The sequence below is a fragment of the Agromyces sp. Y782 genome (assembly GCF_059445405.1).
The window spans coordinates 232,402-249,512 of sequence record NZ_JCAIUG010000002.1; the positions used below are offsets into that span (position 1 = coordinate 232,402).

Consider the following 17,111-nt stretch of genomic DNA (forward strand, 5'->3'; position numbering starts at 1 on the left):
GCAGTGTTCCGCCTCAGCGCATCCGCAGCGTCTTCATGGCCTGCGCCAGCAGGAGGAGGAGCGGCACCTGCTGTTTGTACTCGCCCGCCGAGCGGGGCAGTTGCAGGAGTCCGGTCGTCGACGAGATCGTGACCGGCTCCACGAAGCGGAGCAGGCCCATCTCGCCGTTTCGCCGGCCGAGGCCGGACTGCTTGACACCGCCCATCGGCGCGGCCACCGAGGCGAACGACCCGCGATAGCCCTCGTTGATGTTGACGCTGCCGGCCTGGAGGGCGTCGGCGACACGTCGGGCCCGTCGGGCCGAAGTGGTGAAGACGGCCGCGTTCAGGCCGTAGTCGCTCGTGTTCGCCGCGAGCACCGCCTCCTCGTCGCTGCCGACGAGGTAGAGCGAGGCGATCGCACCGAAGGTCTCCTCGGCGTAGACGTGCATCTCGGGGGTGACGCCGCTGAGCACAGTCGGTTCGAAGAACCACGGTCCGATGTCGGGTCGGTGGTTGCCGCCGACGAGCACGGTCGCGCCCTTCGCGACGGCGTCGTCGAGATGGGCTCGCACTCGAGCGAGCTGTGCGGCGCTCGCGAGCGATCCGAAGTCGGCGTCGAAGCCCAGGCCGGAGCCGAGCTTCGCGCGGCGGAGCCAGTCGACGAGCGCGCGCTGGAACGCAGCGGCGACCTTCTGGTGCACGTAGATGCGCTCGACCGACACGCAGACCTGGCCCATCGCTGAGAATGCGGCGTGTGCGGCATTCGCCGCGGCCGTCACCGGGTCGACGTCGTCGAGCACGAGGAGGGCGTTCTTGCCGCCGAGCTCGAGCGAAGCGCCGACGAGTCGCCGGCCGGCCTTCTCTGCGATGGTGCGGCCGGTCGCGGTCGAGCCGGTGAAGCAGATGTAGTCCGCGACATCCGTCAGTGCTTCGCCCACCTCGGCCGCGGGGCCGGTGACGACCGCCCACAGCGCTGCAGGCACGCCCGCGTCGATGAACGTGCGGCGCAGCGCGAGAATCGAGAGCGCACCCTGGTCGTCGGCCTTCTGCACGACACCGCAGCCGGCCGCGAGAGCGGGCACGACGTCCATGGCGGCGAGGCTGAGCGCGAAGTTCCACGGGGTGATGACGCCGACGACGCCCTTGGGAGCGAATCTCACACGGGTGGTCGCGACGGTCGGGAGCCCTGAGCGCACCCGTCGGCCGCCGAGCACTCGGTGTGCGGCGAGCGCGTTGTACCGGGTGACCGAGACGGCGGCGAAGATCTCTTCGAACGCCTGACCGCGGGTCTTGCCGCTCTCGAGCTGGATGAGGTCGACAAGCATCTCCCGACGCTCGAGGATGAGGTCGTGTGCGCGCAGCAGCACGCGTCGGCGTTCGGCGAAACCGGCTCGGGCCCAGGCGAGCTGCGCGAGACGGGCGCGAGCGACGGAGTCGAGCACGTCGTCGGCGCTCGATCGCGGCAGTTCGTGCAGCGTCTCGCCAGTCGAGGGGGTCGGCACGGGGATGGTCTCGGAGCCGGAGGCGACGACATCGTCGGTGAGGCTCTCGAACAGTTCAAGGGAGGCCGTGGGGGCGCGCATGGGCACAGTCTAGGACAATTGACCCACTTCGCCGCCGGATGAGTACACTGCCTCCATGGCCGCAATGGAGCGAAGTATTTCCCGCGGTGTCGTGACCCGCTACGCGATCGGTTCCATCGGCACCGGTGGCTTCGCGACGCTGCCCGGGCTCGTGCTCGTGTACTACCTGACCGACACGCTCGGCGTGACCGCGCTCATCGCCGGTCTCGTCGTCACCGCCGCGAAGGTGTGGGACGTCGTGATCGACCCGTGGATCGGCGAACGCAGCGACCGTGCGCTCGCCCGCACAGGCACCCGGCGCACTTGGATGGTGGTCGGCGCTCTCGCTCTTCCCGTCGGGTTCGTCGCGACCTTCGCGGTTCCGGCGGGGCTCGCGCCCGCGGCATCCGGCATCTGGGTCTTCGTCGCCTTCCTCGCGACGGCCACGGCGTTCAGCCTCTTCCAGGTGCCCTACATCGCGCTGCCCGCCGAGCTCACCGCCGACTACGACGCACGCACGCGGCTGCTGACGTGGCGAGTCGTCGTGTTGACGATCGCGATCCTGCTCTTCGGCGCGGGCGGACCCGAACTCCGGGCCGCGTTCGCTGACGAGCACACCGGCTACCTCGTGATGGCCCTCGTCGCCGGTCTCGTGATCGGGGCGGGCATGTTCGTCGCGACATCGACGGCGGCCAAGGGCATCGCTTCCACGGATGCCCCGCCGGGGCGCGACCTCCGCGCCGGCTACGCCGAGGGCCTCGCCGCACTGCGTCGAAGTGCGGCGTTCCGCACCCTGCTCGCCGCGTTCGTACTTCAAGGGCTCGCGACGGGACTCATGCTCGCAGGAGCCCAGTTCGTGGCGACCTGGGTGCTCCGCGACGAGCGCGCCGTGACGCTGCTCTTCGTCGCACTCATCGCGCCCGCCGTGTTGTGCGCCCCGCTCTGGCAGGCGATCGCGGCGCGCGTCGGCAAAGAGCGCGGGTTCGCGTTCGCGAGCACGCTCTTCGGCATTGCGGCGCTGAGCCTCGTCGGCATGATCTGGGCACCGGGCGCTTGGGTGTACCTCCCGGTCGCGCTCGCGGGTGCCGGCTATGCGGGCATGCAGTCGTTGCCGATGGCCATGCTGCCTGACGTCATCTCGCACGATGCCCGTCTGCACGGCGTCGGGCGCGCCGGCAGCTTCGGAGGCGTCTGGACCGCCGGGGAGACGGCAGGCATGGCGCTCGGCGCGACGGTGCTCACGATCGTGCTCGCGATCACGGGGTACGTCGAGTCGACCGGTTCGCAGGTGGTCACGCAGTCGCCGGCGGCCGTCGTCGGCATCGCGATCAGCTTCAGCGTGATCCCCGCACTGCTCGTCGGGGCGAGCCTCGTCGCGCTTCGTCGATATCCGCTCAGACGCGGCGACATCCAGGCGGATGCCGCAGCGGCGAACGAAACGGTGGTGGCATGATGCTCGGCTTCAGGCGCGAGGCATCCGATATCCTCGTCGAACTCGAAGCGCTGCGCGCCGCCGATGCGCCCACCCACGGGGGCCGCGTGCTCTCGTACGTCTACGACTCGGGATTGCCGGAGCTCGACGAGCTCGCGGCCCGCGCCGCTCGTCTCGTGCAACCCGTCAACGGCCTCGACCCGACGACGTTCACATCGGTCGCCGTGATGGAGTCGGGTCTCGTCGGCTTCGCCCGGCGAGTGCTGGGCGGGGCGGGTGACGACGACATCGTCGGTTCGGTCACCTCGGGCGGCACCGAGAGCTGCCTGCTCGCGGTGAAGTCCGCCCGTGACGTGTGGCGAGAAGCCCGCGCGGGCTCCCCGCGGGTGCCGCGCATCGTGGCGCCGGTCACCGTGCACGCGGCCTTCCACAAGGCCGCTGAGTACTTCGGCCTCGAGCTCGACCTGGTGCCCGTCGACCCCGACACGGGTGCGGTCTCCGTGGCCGCGCTCGAGGAACGCCTGGGCGACGACGTCGCGCTCGTCGTGGTGAGCGCGCCCTCCTATCCGTTCGCCGGTCTCGATCCGGTCGTCGACGTTGCGGCGATCACGGCACGGCGAGGCATCGCCCTGCACGTCGATGCGTGCATCGGCGGGTTCGCGCTCGCCTTCTGGCCGAAGTCGCTGCCCGAGTGGGACCTGCGGGTGCCGGGAGTCACGAGTCTCTCGGCCGACCTGCACAAGTACGGTTACGCCCCGAAGGGCGTCTCGGTGCTGCTCACGCGGGGTCGCGACCGCCAGCGCCACCAGTACTTCGCGACCACGGCCTGGCCCGGGTACCCCGTCGTCAACCCGACGCTCACGGGCTCGAAACCTGCCGGACCGCTCGCAGCGGCGTGGGCGATCACCGAGGCGCTCGGCGAAGACGGCTTCACCTCGCTCATCGCGCGCACCGCGCGCGCGACCGATGCGCTCCGCGCAGTCGTCGACGGCATCGAAGGCTTGCGGGTGGTCGGCGCGCCGACCGGGCCGCTCTTCGCGGTCGCCACCGACGAGAGCGTGCCGGCGCCGCGCCGGGTCGATCCGCATCACTGGGCGGATGCCGCGCGTGCCGAGGGCTGGCACCTGCAGCTGCAGCCCGGTCTCACTCAGGCCGACGGCATTCGCCTGCCGCATACGACGCACCTCACGGTGACGCCGGTGACCGAGGCGGTGCTTCCCGAACTCTCTGCCGCTCTCGTCGCCGCAGCAGACGCCGTGCGCGGCGAGCCGCCCGTTGACGGCAACGCGCTCGTGGCACATCTCGCGCCGACGCTGCCAGGCGGTGCGGAGTCGCTCGCAGCGGCATCCGCGGGGCTCGATTCCGACGGCGCGGCACGGCTGCTCCGTGCGTTCGGGCTGCTCGGCGGAGAAGATGCGAGCGGTGCGCTGCCCGATCGTCTTGCCCCCGTGCTCGCGCTCGTCGAGGCGTTGCCCGGCCCGCTCACCGAACGGTTGCTCGTCGAACTGCTTGCACGCGTGGTGGAGCCGCCGAGCGACGCGGCCGCTACTCCGAAGGGCTGACGGCGGCACCGGTCCGGAGCGGTGCACGCGGTCCCTGAAGCACGTTCAGCTCGTGCGGACCCTGCCGGCGGCGTCGACCGTGATGATCACCGTCTCGGTCTTGCGGTTGAGAGCGCGATAGATCACGTAGATCAGCCAGAGGCCGCCGGTGAGCAGCACGAGGATCAGGTTCCAGAACCAGCCGATGCGCTTGTTCCGCGACATCACGGCCTGGCCGGCGGCCAACGACTGCACCTGCCAACCGCGTTGCGCATACCGCGCGATTTCGGCGTTGAGCACCTGGGCACGTGAATCGTCTGTCGTGTTCGCATTGCTCATCTTCGAACTGTACCCAGCCCCGCACCGGCACGCCACTGGCGGACATCATCGTGCACACCTCACTGCAACGCGCAGCGCTCGCCGTAGTAGGCGTAGAGCTCGGCCTTCAGGGTGTCGCCCGACGAACGGTCCAGTCGCCCCGCGCGTCCATCGCTCGCGCGGATCTCGATCGGCAGGATCGTGCCGCGCTTGTCGTCGGCGATGGCATGCGCGTCGCATCGAGCCGGACGCACCGGCAACGAGATCGTGAAGGGTTCGCCGCCGGTCGTCACTTCGGCGCCGACGGGCCAGTCGACGCCGGCCTCGGCGTTCAGCAGGGTCGTGCCGTACACGCGGTCGATGACGAACGATCCGGCGCCGCCGTCGTCTTGAGCCTGAACGGATGCCGCGGGCGCGACGAGCACGTCGATGAACGCGCGTCGCTCGGTGCCGCTGCCCGTCGAACGGAGATGCTCGGGCATCTCGATCGCCGCGACGAGGTCGACGGACTCGGCGAGGCAGTCGGCGCCGTTCACCCTGGTGAGCGTGCCGAAGGGATCGTCGGCGGTGAGCCCGCCCGATGAACGGCCCGATTCCGTCGAGACGTCGAACAGTACGTCGACGACCGGCTCCGCATCGGTCGTCGCCCCGGCGTCGACCTCGCAGTCGCTCGTGGTGAGATCCATGCGAACCTGCAGCGCGTCGCCTGCGGCCACGGTGAACGGCTCGTCGCGCACCATTCCGGGCGCGAGCGTCGGCGAGGTGACCTCGAGGTGCTCGACCGTGACGGGCGCGTCGCCATCGTTCGCCACGCGAACGACGAGCTGGTGCGCCTCGATGTCGAGGCGGCCTTGCTGGATGCTGACCGAGAGCCCGTCGGGCAGGGGCGACGGCGACTCCGGCTGCGGGGTGCACCCCGAGAGTCCGACCGTGACCGAGCCGACGGTCGCGATGGCGAGGAGGATCGCGGGCCGGAGGTTCAGGCGGGCGCGCGGCATCCAGTCACCGGACCGTGACGTCGAGTCGGCGGCCGCCGAGCGAGCGGGGGAGGGCGGCGAGCTGCGCGGCGACCTGTTCGATCGCGCGCGCGGCTGGGTCGTCGGGCTCGGCGAGCACTACCGGCAGCCCGTCGTCGCCGCCGCGCCGTAGCGCCACGCTGAGCGGCACGCTCGCGAGGAGCGGCACCGGGGCGGGCTGGCCCGCCGAGAGGCGTTCGGCGACGATCGCGCCGCCACCGGCGCCGAAGAGGTCGAACACCTCGCCGTCGGGCTGCGCGAAGCCGGCCATGTTCTCGACGACGCCGACGATCTTCTGACCGGTCTGACGCGCGACGACGCCCGAACGCTCGGCGACGTCGGCCGCGGCGGGCTGCGGCGTGGTGACGACGATGACCTCGGCGTTCGGCAGAAGCTGCCCGAGCGAGATCGCCACATCGCCGGTGCCGGGCGGCAGATCGACGAGCAGCACGTCGAGATCGCCGAAGTACACGTCGGTGAGGAACTGGGAGAGGGTTCGGTGCAGCATCGGTCCCCGCCAGGCGACGGCGACGGATGACGCCCGCCCGCCCTCTTCGGAGGGTTCGACGAACATGCCGATCGAGATGACCTTCACGCCGTGCGCGACGGGCGGCAGGATCATCTCGTCGACACGGGTCGGCCGGGCCGCGAGCCCCGACTCGTCGACGAGCCCCAGCAGCCCGGGAATCGAGAAGCCGTGCACGTCGGCGTCGACGAGGCCGACCGAGAGCCCGCGCGCCGCGAGGGCGACGGCGAGGTTCGCGGTGATCGTGGACTTGCCGACGCCGCCCTTGCCGCTCGTGACCGCGATCACGCGGGTGAGGCTGCCGGGGCCGAAGGGATTGCCGCGGGCGGCACGCCCGCCGCGGAGGCGCTCGGTGAGGGCGGCGCGCTGCTCGGGTGTCATCACCGAGAGCACGACGTCGGCATTGCCGGCGCCGGCGACCGTCTCGGCCGCCTGCCGCACGTCGCGTTCGATGCGGTCGGATGCGGGGCATCCGACGATCGTCAGTCTGATGCCGACCTCGACGCGCCCATCGTCGCCGACGACGACCCGATCGACCATGTCGAGCTCGGTGACGGGCTTGCGGATCTCGGGGTCGATCACGCCCGTGAGCGCGGCGCGCACCGCGGCCTCGAGCGTCGCCGCGTCGAGCGCTCCCGCGTCGGGCGCTGCCGCGTCGGGCGCTGCCGCGTCGGGCGCTGCCGCGTCGGGCGCTCCGGGGACCCGGGGCGCTCCGGCATCAGCGTGCTGCATGCTCCGCGTCCTCCTCGCCGCGCCGGTCGAGCTCCTCGAGGATCGCACGGAGCTCGGCGCGGATGAACTCCTTCGACGCGAGGTCTTTAACGGCCAGACGGAGCGCGACGACCTCTCGGGCGAGGTACTCGGTGTCGGCGAGGTTGCGCTCAGCACGCTGCCGGTCTTGCTCGATCTGCACGCGGTCGCGATCGTCTTGACGGTTCTGCGCGAGCAGGATGAGCGGCGCGGCATACGAAGCCTGCAGCGAGAGCACGAGCGTGAGGGCCGTGAAGCCGATCGCGATGGAGTCGAAGCGCAGGTCTTCGGGGGCGAAGGTGTTCCACACCATCCAGCCGATCGCGAACACCGACAGCCCGAGCAGGAACCCCGGGGTTCCCATGCCGCGGGCGACGAGTTCGGTGAAGCGACCGAACCGGTCGCTGTCGCCCGAACCACGGAAGGATGGGGAACGGCGGATGCCCTTCGGGGTGTCGAATCGCCGCTCGTCAGCGTCAGCGCGTGCCATCTCCTGCCCTCCTTCCGTGTGGGATGGGGATACTCCCCGTCGTCAGCTGGGCTCGCGCTGCTGCGCGGCGCCCTACCTCGGCTTCTTCGGGATGGCTTCGCCAGTCATCGGGCAGGAGGTAGTCGAGCACGTCGTCGATCGTCACCACCCCGACGAGCCGATGCTTCTCATCGACAACCGGCACCGAGACGAGGTCGTAACTCGCGAGGATGCGACTGACCTCGGCGGCTGAGGTGTCGGCGCGAACGGGCTCGAGACCTTGGTCGATCAGGGTGCCGAGGCGTTCGTGGGGCGGGTAGCGGAGCATCCGCTGGAAGTGCACGAGCCCGAGGAATCGCCCCGTCGGCGCCTCGTACGGCGGCAGGGTGACGCAGACCGCTGCGCCGAGCGCGGGCGGCAGGTCGTGACGGCGGATGAGCGCGAGCCCCTCGGCGACGGTGGCATCGGCCGAGACGATGATCGGCTCGGTCGTCATGAGACCGCCCGCGGTGTCGGGCCCGTAAGAGAGGAGGAAGCGCACGTCTTCGGCCTCTTCGGGCTCCATGAGCTCGAGGAGGTGCTCCCCGCGCTCTTCGGGGAGCTGCGCGATGAGGTCGGCCGCGTCGTCGGGCTGCATGTGGTCGAGCACGTCGGCGGCCCGATCGTCGCCGAGGCCCGCGAGGATCACGACCTGGTCGGACTCGGGCATCTCTTCGAGCACGTCGGCGAGCCGGTCGTCGGAGAGCTCTTCGGCGACCTCTTGACGTCGTAGCGCAGGCAGATCGAGCAGGGTGTTCGCGAGGTCGGCCGGCTTCAGTTCGGAGTAGCTCGCGATGAGGTGCTCGGCCGACTGCGCCTCACCCGGAGGGTTGATCTCGCGCACCTCGCGCCACGTGACGTACGCCGACTGCCCCTTCGAGAACGGCGAAGCCCCCTTCGGACGGCGCACGAAGAGCTGGTCGACCTCCCACTCACCGGGTTCCTGCTCCTCGATGGCGACATCCTCGACCGTCGCCTCGCCCGAGCCGTCGACGAAGGCGACCTTGCGGCCGAGCATCTCGGCGATGACGCGCACCTCGCCGCCGCGCTGCTCGAAGCGACGCAGATTGATGAGCCCGGTCGTGATGATCTGGCCGCCGCCGATCGAGGTGACCCGCCCGATCGAGACGAAGACGCGGCGTTTGCCGGGAATCTCGACGATGAGGCCGACGACCCGCGGAGGGTCGTTCTTGCGGTACACGACGAGGACGTCGCGCACCTTGCCGACCCGATCGCCGGCGGGGTCGAAGACGGCACACCCGGCGAGTCGGGCGACGAAGACTCTCGTGGCGCTCACACCTACCAACTTAGTGCCGGATGCCGCGTGCGGTCCGTTTCCCGGCCTGTGGCGCAGGTGGCCGTGGGAGAATGACCGGGTGAGTAATCAATCGCCGTTCGGCGGACGTGTGGGCCGAGCATTCCCGACCCTGCCCAAGGGGGAGACGGTCGCGAGCTTCGAGACCTACGCCGAGGCGCAGGCTGCCGTCGATGCGCTCTCCAAGGCGGAGTTCCCCGTGAAGGAGCTCGCGATCGTCGGCACCGACCTGACGAGCGTCGAACGCATCACCGGCAAGCTCTCCTGGGGGCGGGCCGCAGGCGCCGGCGCGTTGTCGGGAGCGTGGTTCGGCACGTTCCTCGGTCTGCTGTTCTTCATCTTCGCGCCGACCGGCGCCTCGGTCGGCATCCTCATCTCGGCGGTGCTCATCGGCGCCGGGTTCGGCATGATCTTCAGCGTCGTCTCCTATTCGCTGAATCGGCGTCGACGCGATTTCACGTCGGTCATGCAGGTGCTCGCGAGCCGGTATGCGATCATCGCCGAGACGGCCCATGTCGAGCGTGCCCGCAGCGTGCTCGGCGTCGACGCGCCGGCACCCGAGCGATCGGCGTCGCAGCCGCAGCCGCAGCCACCCACGTCGCAGCCGAAGAGCTACGGCGAGGCGACGGATGCCGCGCGGCGGGCCGAAGCCGATGCGGCTCGTGCTGCGCAGGCGCCCGCCCGACCGCGCTACGGGGAGCTGGCGCCGACGGCGGAGAGCGGCGATGAGGCATCCGCTGCGCCCGAGGCTGACACCGACGCTGCCGCACCGGAACCGCCCGCTTCGGAGCGCTGAGCCGCCGCGCGACTCTGCTGCGCCCGGCAGCTCTTTCCCAGACTCGCGATATATCGTGACCGCATGGTGACGCAGGCAGAGCTCGACCGCGAGATCGCCGAGGGCGAGCGGAGCGACCGACCGATCAGGCGGATGTTCCGGGGCATCCGTCGCGGCATCGAACGCCGACCCGCATTGCGCCGGGCGTATCGCGTGATCGTCGGCGTGTTCGGCGGGTTGATCGCCCTCCTCGGGCTTGCGCTCGTCCCGCTGCCCGGGCCGGGCTGGCTCGTCGTCTTCCTGGGTCTTGCGATCCTCGGCACCGAGTTCGCCTGGGCGAAACGCCTCGCGGCGCTCACGAAGCGCCAACTGGCCCGCTTCTGGGCGTGGTGGCAGGCACGCCGCGCGGCTCGCACGACGGCCTGAACGAGCGTGCAAGTCTCCGCCCGGCCACGGGGGAGATCTGCACGTTCGATGCTCGGTGCGCGGGCGGCGTTCTCGCGTACGACTGCGGTGCGCAGTCGTACGCGTTACTCAGACGAGCGTGCCGCGCACCCAAGCTTCGACCTCGTCGGCCGTGCGGGGGATCGCCGATGAGAGGTTCTCGGCGCCGCCCACTGTGACGAGGATGTCGTCTTCGATGCGCACGCCGATGCCGCGGAACTCCGCGGGCACGGTGAGGTCATCGGGTTGGAAGTAGAGACCCGGCTCGATCGTGAACACCATGCCGGGCTCGAGCACGCCGTCCAGGTACATGTTGCGCCGTGCCTGCGCGCAATCGTGCACGTCGAGACCGAGGTGGTGGCTCGTGCCGTGCACCATGTACCGGCGGTGGAACTGATTCTCGGGCTCGAGCGACTCTTCAGCCGACACCGGCAGGAACCCCCATTCGGCGGTCTTCCGGGCGATGACCTGCATCGCGGCGGCGTGCACCTCGCGGAAGATCCCGCCCGGCTTCACGACCGCGAACGCCGCGTCAGCAGCCTCGCGCACCGCTTCGTAGACCTGACGCTGCACCGTCGAGAAGGTGCCGTTCACGGGGAAGGTGCGGGTGATGTCGGCGGTGTAGTAGCTGTCCATCTCGACGCCGGCGTCGAGCAGCACGAGGTCACCGGGCACCACCGGGCCGTCGTTGCGGGTCCAGTGCAGCACCGTCGCGTGCGGGCCGGCCGCGGCGATCGAGCCATAGCCGACGTCATTGCCGTCGAGTCGGGCGCGGGTGGCGAACACGCCTTCGATGACGCGCTCGCCGCGCACCTCGGCGGTGATGCGGGGCAGCTCTTCGAGCACCTCGGTGAAGCCGCGCTGCGTCGCATCGATCGCGGCGCGCATCTCGGCGATCTCGAACTCGTCTTTCACGAGCCGCAGCTCTGAGAGCACCTGAGCGAGCTCGCCATCTGGCTCGTGTTTGCCGCCCACCTCGAGCGAGAACGGGGCGTCGGACGCGTTCGTCGACAGCGCCTGCTCGGCGGCGAACCGGATGCGGGCATGGTCGACGCGCTCGGTGACGGATGCGTCGGCCTCGCGCAGCACGAGCGTCGCCGTGTCGACGGCGTCGATCACCCGGTCGAACTCCTCGAGGCCGCGCGTCGCGATCGCCAGGTCGGCGGCGACGTGCGCGAGCGACGGACGCGCGCCGATCCAGAACTCGCCGATCGCGGGGTTCGCATAGAACTCCTCGGAGTCGCGGCCCGCGCGCTCACGGAAGTAGACGGTCGCCTCGTGTCCGTCGGTCGTCGGCTCGAAGACGAGCACCGCGCCGGGCTCCGAGTCGGAACCCCAACCCGTGAGGTGAGCGAACGCCGAGTGCGCCCGGAACGGGTAGTCGGTGTCGTTCGCCCGCTGCTTCATGTCACCTGCGGGAACGATCAGGCGCTGTCCGGTGAATGCCGTCGAGACCTTCGCGCGGCGAACTGCGGCGAAGGCGGCCTGCTCACGGGCAGTGGGCAGCGTCTCATCACGCTCGGCCCAGCCGCTGCCGATGAAGTTCTTGAAGCCCTCGGAACCGGGCGTCGTCGAGCGGTTCGCATCGCGGCCGCCCTTTTCGCTCTCGGTCGCGGCCGGAGCCGTCGTCTCGGTCGTGGACGTGTCGCTGGTGTTGGCCATGACGACCATTCTCCCACTTCGCGAACTCGGTTCCCTGAGCATGTCGACGGGCTCAGCGAGCGAGGAGCTCAGTCGGCGGCGACGAGCGTCGCGACGACCGGCCGGTGATCGCTGCCCGCGTCGTCGTACCCGTCGAGCACCTCGAACGCCTCGACTCTCCAGTTCGGGGTCGCCATCACGTGGTCGATCGGGCTGCCGAAGAACGGCGGTACAGCGGTGGGCCAGGTGCCGATGCCCGCGGCACCGGCCTCGACCGCGGCATCCGAGCACCGGCCCATGTCGCCGCCGTCGATACCGTGACCGGCGAAGTGATCGACTGTGGCGTTGAAGTCGCCCGCCATGATGACATTCTCGCCGGCGCACTGCTCGGCGAGCCAGTCGAGGTCGCTGCGCCAGTTGCGCAGTTCCCATCGGATCGGTGCGACGGCGTGAACGGCGACGATGCGGGGTCCGTCGCCGCTCACCGGGTCGGCGACGACGCTCGGCAGGGTGTTCGTGTTGCCGGGCGGGCCGGGAACATCGGCCGAGACGACGTCGTAGTCGCCGAGGTCGGGGCTGATCAGGATGGTCGTCGAGCGCGCCTTCGCGACGTCGTCGTACGCGAGCGTGTGCACCCACATCGGGCTGCCGCCCTCGCGCATCTCGATCGCCACCTCTTCGCCGAGCGGGTCGGTCGTCTCGGGCAGCACGACGATATCGGCGCCGCGCTCGATCGCGAGATCGGCGATCGTCGACGCCTCGAGCACCTCGCCGAGCGTGTTCCACGAAAGCACCGTCACCGTGTCGGGGCCGGACTCGGTGCTCGAACCGCCGAAGCCGCGCGAGGTCAGCACTGCGACGTTGCCCGCGGCGAAGAGCGCGAACACCGCGGCCATGGCGAATGCGAAGACGCGCAACGGCCGTGCGAGCGCGAGCAACAGGAACACGACCAGTGCGACGACGCCACCAGCGGCAGCCGTGCCGCGAAGTGCGACGACGTGTGTCGCCACCCACTGGTTCTGCAGACCGAAGCCCTGCGGCCAGAGGAGGATGAGCGCCACGACGGCGGTGCCGAGCACGATGGCCCAGCCGAGGATGCGGGGGAGCATTCCATCCACCCTAGGCGAGCGCGCATGCTCGGCGCCGGGCAACGCGCTGCCGATCGGCTGGGAGTCCCCGGTGAGACCGGTCACCGACGGGCCACGGATAGCATGGCAGGATGCCAGAACCCACCGTCGTCGTCGCGGGCGAAGCCGACCTGCACACGCACTCGACGGTCTCCGACGGCACCGAAGCCCCCGCCGAGCTCATGCGGCAGGCGGCTCGCGCCGGCCTCTGGGGCATCGCACTGACCGACCACGATTCGTCCAGCGGCTGGGCAGAAGCGGCGGCCGCCGTGCCCGAGACGGGCGTCGCGCTCATCCCCGGCATGGAGCTCTCAACCCGCGAGGGCTACACGAGCGTGCACATGCTCGCCTACCTCATCGATCCGTTCGACGAGGCGCTGCTCGCCGAGACAGCTCGCATCCGGGAGTCGCGCATGACGCGCGCCGAAGCGATCGTACGCAGCATCGGGCGTGACTACGCCCTCACCTGGGACGACGTGCTCGCCCAGACCGCCGCAGGCACGACGATCGGCCGCCCGCACATCGCCGACGCACTCGTGGCCCGAGGTCACGTCGCCACCCGCTCCGCGGCGTTCGACGGCATCCTGCATCCGCGCGCGGGCTACGCCCAGCCGCACTACGCACCCGATCCGCTGACTGGGGTGCGCCTCATCCGCGCCGCCGGCGGCGTGCCCGTGCTCGCACACCCCGGCACGCGCGGCGCTGAGCGGGTGATCCCGCCCGCGCGGCTCGAGCAGCTCGTCGAGGCCGGTCTCTTCGGGCTCGAGATCGACCACCCCGAGAATCGCGACGACGCGAAGCCCCGGCTGCGCGAACTCGCCGCGCGGTTCGGGCTCCGGGTGACGGGCTCCAGCGACTATCACGGCACCGGCAAGCCCAACCGGCTCGGCGAGTGCCGCACGGCCCCCGACGTCGTCGAGGCGATCATCGCCGATGCTCGCGGTTCGGCCCCCGTGCTGCCGTAACGCAGTGCCGTGACCACCACCGCGGCCGATCACCTCTGTCGGGCCAGGTCCGCCCGGCGCGTGTGGCGAAAGCGTGGTGCGCCTCAGAGCACGAAGAGCGGATGCCTCGTGGCATCCGCTCTTCGGGTCGTCTTGAATTCGAGTCGGGCCCGGTGACGCGGCCGAAGACAGGTTGCTGTGCAATCAGGCCTGCGGAGCAGTGCCACCCGTGCGAGGCGCGCGACGACGGCGACGACGCTGCGGAGCCGCGTTGCCGTCGTGGTGCTCGTGACCCTTGCCGTCGTGCGTGCCCGTGCCGGGCTCCTTGACGGCGACTTCGGCCGAGGATGCCTCGGGCGCTGCGGCTGCGGACTCGGTCGGCGCCGCGGTTTCGCCGGCGGCCTTACCGCCGCGGGTGCGACTGCGGGTGCGGTTCCGGGGTGCGCGCTCCGCTGCGGCATCCGACCGCTCTGAGCGGCCTTCTGCGCGCCCCTCAGAACGGCTTTCAGAACGACCCTCGCTGCGACCGGCCGTCGCAGAGCGGGTCGGTGCGGCAACCGCGGAGGCGGGCTTCAATCGACCCTTGGTGCCGGCCGGGATGTCGAGGTCGTGGAACAGGTGCGGGCTCGACGAGTACGTCTCGGTGGGCTCGGGCTGGCCGAACTCGAGGGCGCGGTTGATGAGCGCCCACTTGTGCAGGTCGTCCCAGTCGACGAAGGTCACGGCGATGCCGGTCTTGCCCGCGCGGCCGGTGCGGCCCACGCGGTGCAGGTACGCCTTGTCGTCGTCGGGGATCGTGTGGTTGATGACGTGCGTCACGTCATCGACGTCGATGCCTCGAGCCGCGACATCCGTGGCGATGAGCACGTCTTTCTTGCCGGCCTTGAACGCGGCCATCGCACGCTCGCGCTGGTCTTGGTTCAGGTCGCCGTGCACGGCAGCGGCGTTGAAGCCGCGGTCGTTCAACTCTTCGACGAGCTTGGCCGCTGCGCGCTTCGTGCGTGTGAAGATGATCGTCTTGCCGCGGCCCTCGGACTGGAGGATGCGGGCGATCACCTCGTCTTTGTCGAGCGAGTGCGCCCGGTAGACGAGGTGCTTGATGTTCGCCTGGGTGAGGCCCTCATCGGGATCGGTCGCCCGGATGTGGATCGGGCGGGTCATGAACCGGCGAGCGAGCGCGACGATCGGGCCGGGCATCGTGGCGGAGAACAACATCGTGTGCCGGGTCGGCGGCGTCTGGGCGACGAGCTTCTCGATGTCGGCGAGGAAGCCGAGGTCGAGCATCTTGTCGGCCTCGTCGAGCACGAGTTCGCTGACGTTCTTGAGCGAGAGCAGGCGCTGCGAGGCGAGGTCGAGCAGACGCCCGGGGGTGCCCACGACGATCTGCGCGCCGGCTTTGAGCTGTTCGATCTGACCTTCGTACGCCTTGCCGCCGTAGATCGACACGATCTTCGTCGGGCGGTTGGATGTCGCGAGCTCGAGGTCTTCGGTGACCTGCACGCACAGCTCGCGAGTCGGCACGACGACGAGCGCTTGAACGCCGCCCTCGGGGTCGTCGCCGAGGCGCTGGATGATCGGCAGGCCGAACCCGAAGGTCTTTCCCGTGCCGGTCTTGGCCTGGCCGATGATGTCTTGGCCGGCGAGGGCGAGGGGGATGGTCTGTTCCTGGATGGGGAAGGCATCGATGATGCCCTTCCCGGCGAGGGCGTCGACGATATCGGACGCGACGCCGAGGTCGGTGAAAGTGGTCAAAAGTCTGCCTGTTCGTGTTGCTCGAGGTGGCGGTCGGAGATGCGCCCTGTTCTCAACCCCAGGCGCACGGCTGCGGATCCATCGCCCGCATGCACCTTCTACCCTATCCGAGACTGTCTGAGTGCCTCGGATGGGTTGTGAGCGCGGGCTGTCTGCGTGGTCTTCTGGATCCGAGACTGTCTGAGTGCCTCGGATAGGCTGTCTGCGTGGTCCTCTGGTCGAAGCGGCGCATCCCGCGCCCCGAACTGCCGCGGCTGCGCCCGCGGGTCGCGCCGACCGATCTCGCACGAGTCGATTTCACCGAACTCGTGCCCGAGCCCGTGCCGTTCCTCGGCCAGGCCGCATACATTCAGCTCGAGTTCTTCGAGTCTCTCGCGAGGTCGGTGGCCACGGCGCCGACCCTGCCGTCGAAAGAGGGACTCAGTCGCGCGGCGGGCATCGCGTTGCGCAAGCATCACGCGCTCATCGCCGAGATCCGTCGACTCGATGTGGAGCCCGACGACGTGATGGCGCCGTTCGCGCCCGCGGCCGACCGGTTCCGCCAGGCGAGCGCAGGGGCCGACTGGTACGAGCTGCTGCTCGGCATCCATGTCACCTCGGGAATGCTCGATGACTACTTCTCGCGACTGGCCGAGGGGCTTCCGGCAGACCTCGCTTCGCGAGCGCGCGCGATCCTCGCCGAGGAGGTTTCGGGTGCTGTGCTGCACGAAGAGCTTCGCGCAGCGATCGAGGCCGAACCCGGGTTGGCCGACCGCCTGGCGCTCTGGGGTCGGAGCCTCGTCGGCGACACCCTGCTGATCGCCCGCTCCGCGCTTCGCGCAACGGACTCGGCGGCTCGCGGTTCCGACGTCGAACCGGTCTTCACCGAACTGATCGCTGCGCATACGCGTCGCATGGACGCGCTCGGTCTGACGGCCTGAGCTCGACTGCGCGTCAGGCGCGCACGACGCCAGGGCGGGAGAGACGCTCGAAGAGCGCGGCATCCGCTCGCTCACGTCGCGGGGAGATGAGGTACAGGAACGCTGCAGGCACGAGGGCGGCCGCGACGAGCGAGACGACCCAGATCCAGCCGCCGTCCCACGCCCAGCCCAGCCAGGTCAGGGCCACCCACACGACCGCAGCGACCGCCGCTCCGATCGCGGGGCCCACTGCGACGCCGCGGAGGTGCCGCAGCGGGAGCACGAACTGTGCAGCCAGACCGAGGATGGCACCGCCCACGACGACGAAGATGAGTTCCATGTCAGGCGACGAACCCGACGCGACGCGACTCCTCTGAACCGATCTCGACATATGCGAGTGCGGCTGCGGGCACGACGTAGAGCGTGCCCTTGTCGTCGGTCAGCTTCAACAGCGCCGACTGACCCGCGAGAGCGGCGGCGACCGCCTGCTCGACCTCGGCCGATGATTGCGAGGTCTCGAAACCGAGTTCACGGGGGGAGTTCTGAATACCGATGCGAACGTCCACTGTGCGCCTTTCTC

General features: G+C 70.1%; 17 protein-coding genes. 6 read left to right on the top strand and 11 right to left on the bottom strand.

Translation table 11 applies throughout. The features are described from left to right. Positions 1 to 13: 13 nt before the first annotated feature. Positions 14 to 1,564, bottom strand: a complete 1,551-nt coding sequence (locus AC1C2S_RS15330) for a succinic semialdehyde dehydrogenase (protein ID WP_495353475.1) — start codon at positions 1,562 to 1,564, stop codon at positions 14 to 16. A gap of 55 nt (positions 1,565 to 1,619) precedes the next feature. Here AC1C2S_RS15330 and AC1C2S_RS15335 point away from each other — a divergent pair, with 55 nt between their 5' ends. Beyond that, positions 1,620 to 2,996 (top strand): MFS transporter, encoded by a 1,377-nt coding sequence (locus AC1C2S_RS15335; RefSeq protein WP_495353476.1) that lies wholly within the window; start codon positions 1,620 to 1,622, stop codon positions 2,994 to 2,996. After that, complete coding sequence (locus AC1C2S_RS15340; RefSeq protein WP_495353477.1) at positions 2,993 to 4,537, top strand: pyridoxal phosphate-dependent decarboxylase family protein; 1,545 nt, start codon at positions 2,993 to 2,995, stop codon at positions 4,535 to 4,537. Before AC1C2S_RS15335 ends, AC1C2S_RS15340 begins: the two co-directional genes overlap by 4 nt. A gap of 45 nt (positions 4,538 to 4,582) precedes the next feature. Here AC1C2S_RS15340 and AC1C2S_RS15345 read toward each other — a convergent pair whose 3' ends face one another. The 5 genes from AC1C2S_RS15345 to AC1C2S_RS15365 are packed head-to-tail and all read right to left on the bottom strand — an operon-like array spanning position 4,583 to position 8,931. After that, positions 4,583 to 4,855: a DUF8108 domain-containing protein gene (locus AC1C2S_RS15345; protein ID WP_495353478.1), complete on the bottom strand. Its 273-nt coding sequence runs from the start codon at positions 4,853 to 4,855 to the stop codon at positions 4,583 to 4,585. Between the two features lie 59 nt (positions 4,856 to 4,914). Next, positions 4,915 to 5,832: a hypothetical protein gene (locus AC1C2S_RS15350; protein ID WP_495353479.1), complete on the bottom strand. Its 918-nt coding sequence runs from the start codon at positions 5,830 to 5,832 to the stop codon at positions 4,915 to 4,917. A gap of 4 nt (positions 5,833 to 5,836) precedes the next feature. Continuing rightward, positions 5,837 to 7,108: an Mrp/NBP35 family ATP-binding protein gene (locus AC1C2S_RS15355; protein ID WP_495353480.1), complete on the bottom strand. Its 1,272-nt coding sequence runs from the start codon at positions 7,106 to 7,108 to the stop codon at positions 5,837 to 5,839. Next, positions 7,095 to 7,616, bottom strand: a complete 522-nt coding sequence (locus AC1C2S_RS15360) for a DUF1003 domain-containing protein (protein WP_495353481.1) — start codon at positions 7,614 to 7,616, stop codon at positions 7,095 to 7,097. The genes AC1C2S_RS15355 and AC1C2S_RS15360 overlap by 14 nt, the downstream gene beginning before the upstream one ends. Beyond that, positions 7,603 to 8,931, bottom strand: coding sequence for a magnesium transporter MgtE N-terminal domain-containing protein (locus tag AC1C2S_RS15365; protein ID WP_495353482.1), 1,329 nt, complete (start codon positions 8,929 to 8,931; stop codon positions 7,603 to 7,605). The genes AC1C2S_RS15360 and AC1C2S_RS15365 overlap by 14 nt, the downstream gene beginning before the upstream one ends. Positions 8,932 to 9,010: 79 nt before the next feature. Between AC1C2S_RS15365 and AC1C2S_RS15370 the strand changes: the two genes are divergently transcribed. Continuing rightward, the gene (locus tag AC1C2S_RS15370; RefSeq protein ID WP_495353483.1) at positions 9,011 to 9,745 is read left to right on the top strand and encodes a YflT domain-containing protein; all 735 of its coding nucleotides are present in this window, start codon (positions 9,011 to 9,013) and stop codon (positions 9,743 to 9,745) included. 63 nt (positions 9,746 to 9,808) lie between these two features. Then, a complete protein-coding gene (locus tag AC1C2S_RS15375) occupies positions 9,809 to 10,150 on the top strand; it encodes a TIGR02611 family protein (protein WP_495353484.1) in 342 nt (113 codons plus the stop codon). A 108-nt stretch (positions 10,151 to 10,258) separates the two neighbouring features. Here AC1C2S_RS15375 and AC1C2S_RS15380 read toward each other — a convergent pair whose 3' ends face one another. Both AC1C2S_RS15380 and AC1C2S_RS15385 read right to left on the bottom strand, forming a co-directional pair. Next, the gene (locus tag AC1C2S_RS15380; protein ID WP_495353485.1) at positions 10,259 to 11,830 is read right to left on the bottom strand and encodes an aminopeptidase P family protein; all 1,572 of its coding nucleotides are present in this window, start codon (positions 11,828 to 11,830) and stop codon (positions 10,259 to 10,261) included. A gap of 68 nt (positions 11,831 to 11,898) precedes the next feature. Further along, the gene (locus AC1C2S_RS15385) at positions 11,899 to 12,918 is read right to left on the bottom strand and encodes an endonuclease/exonuclease/phosphatase family protein (protein WP_495353486.1); all 1,020 of its coding nucleotides are present in this window, start codon (positions 12,916 to 12,918) and stop codon (positions 11,899 to 11,901) included. Between the two features lie 110 nt (positions 12,919 to 13,028). Between AC1C2S_RS15385 and AC1C2S_RS15390 the strand changes: the two genes are divergently transcribed. Continuing rightward, the gene (locus AC1C2S_RS15390) at positions 13,029 to 13,901 is read left to right on the top strand and encodes a PHP domain-containing protein (protein ID WP_495353487.1); all 873 of its coding nucleotides are present in this window, start codon (positions 13,029 to 13,031) and stop codon (positions 13,899 to 13,901) included. A gap of 183 nt (positions 13,902 to 14,084) precedes the next feature. On the opposite strand, the gene AC1C2S_RS15395 is transcribed toward AC1C2S_RS15390, so the two are convergent. Beyond that, complete coding sequence (locus tag AC1C2S_RS15395; RefSeq protein WP_495353488.1) at positions 14,085 to 15,632, bottom strand: DEAD/DEAH box helicase; 1,548 nt, start codon at positions 15,630 to 15,632, stop codon at positions 14,085 to 14,087. A gap of 206 nt (positions 15,633 to 15,838) precedes the next feature. Here AC1C2S_RS15395 and AC1C2S_RS15400 point away from each other — a divergent pair, with 206 nt between their 5' ends. Further along, a complete protein-coding gene (locus tag AC1C2S_RS15400) occupies positions 15,839 to 16,552 on the top strand; it encodes a ferritin-like fold-containing protein (RefSeq protein ID WP_495353489.1) in 714 nt (237 codons plus the stop codon). A gap of 13 nt (positions 16,553 to 16,565) precedes the next feature. Here the strand turns inward: AC1C2S_RS15400 and AC1C2S_RS15405 are convergent, their stop codons facing one another. Together AC1C2S_RS15405 and AC1C2S_RS15410 are read right to left on the bottom strand one after the other, a co-directional pair. Next, a complete protein-coding gene (locus AC1C2S_RS15405) occupies positions 16,566 to 16,871 on the bottom strand; it encodes a hypothetical protein (protein ID WP_495353490.1) in 306 nt (101 codons plus the stop codon). Position 16,872: 1 nt separating this feature from the next. Beyond that, positions 16,873 to 17,097, bottom strand: coding sequence for a DUF3107 domain-containing protein (locus tag AC1C2S_RS15410; protein ID WP_495353491.1), 225 nt, complete (start codon positions 17,095 to 17,097; stop codon positions 16,873 to 16,875). Positions 17,098 to 17,111 lie beyond the last annotated feature (14 nt).

Coding starts and splice junctions, on each gene's coding strand:
- AC1C2S_RS15385 (WP_495353486.1), bottom strand. CDS start 12,918: ATGCTCCCCCGCATCCTCGGCTGGGCCATCGTGCTCGGCACCGCCGTC.
- AC1C2S_RS15330 (WP_495353475.1), bottom strand. CDS start 1,564: ATGCGCGCCCCCACGGCCTCCCTTGAACTGTTCGAGAGCCTCACCGAC.
- AC1C2S_RS15375 (WP_495353484.1), top strand. CDS start 9,809: ATGGTGACGCAGGCAGAGCTCGACCGCGAGATCGCCGAGGGCGAGCGG.
- AC1C2S_RS15360 (WP_495353481.1), bottom strand. CDS start 7,616: ATGGCACGCGCTGACGCTGACGAGCGGCGATTCGACACCCCGAAGGGC.
- AC1C2S_RS15340 (WP_495353477.1), top strand. CDS start 2,993: ATGATGCTCGGCTTCAGGCGCGAGGCATCCGATATCCTCGTCGAACTC.
- AC1C2S_RS15390 (WP_495353487.1), top strand. CDS start 13,029: ATGCCAGAACCCACCGTCGTCGTCGCGGGCGAAGCCGACCTGCACACG.
- AC1C2S_RS15345 (WP_495353478.1), bottom strand. CDS start 4,855: ATGAGCAATGCGAACACGACAGACGATTCACGTGCCCAGGTGCTCAAC.
- AC1C2S_RS15405 (WP_495353490.1), bottom strand. CDS start 16,871: ATGGAACTCATCTTCGTCGTCGTGGGCGGTGCCATCCTCGGTCTGGCT.
- AC1C2S_RS15355 (WP_495353480.1), bottom strand. CDS start 7,108: ATGCAGCACGCTGATGCCGGAGCGCCCCGGGTCCCCGGAGCGCCCGAC.
- AC1C2S_RS15335 (WP_495353476.1), top strand. CDS start 1,620: ATGGCCGCAATGGAGCGAAGTATTTCCCGCGGTGTCGTGACCCGCTAC.
- AC1C2S_RS15380 (WP_495353485.1), bottom strand. CDS start 11,830: ATGGCCAACACCAGCGACACGTCCACGACCGAGACGACGGCTCCGGCC.
- AC1C2S_RS15350 (WP_495353479.1), bottom strand. CDS start 5,832: ATGCCGCGCGCCCGCCTGAACCTCCGGCCCGCGATCCTCCTCGCCATC.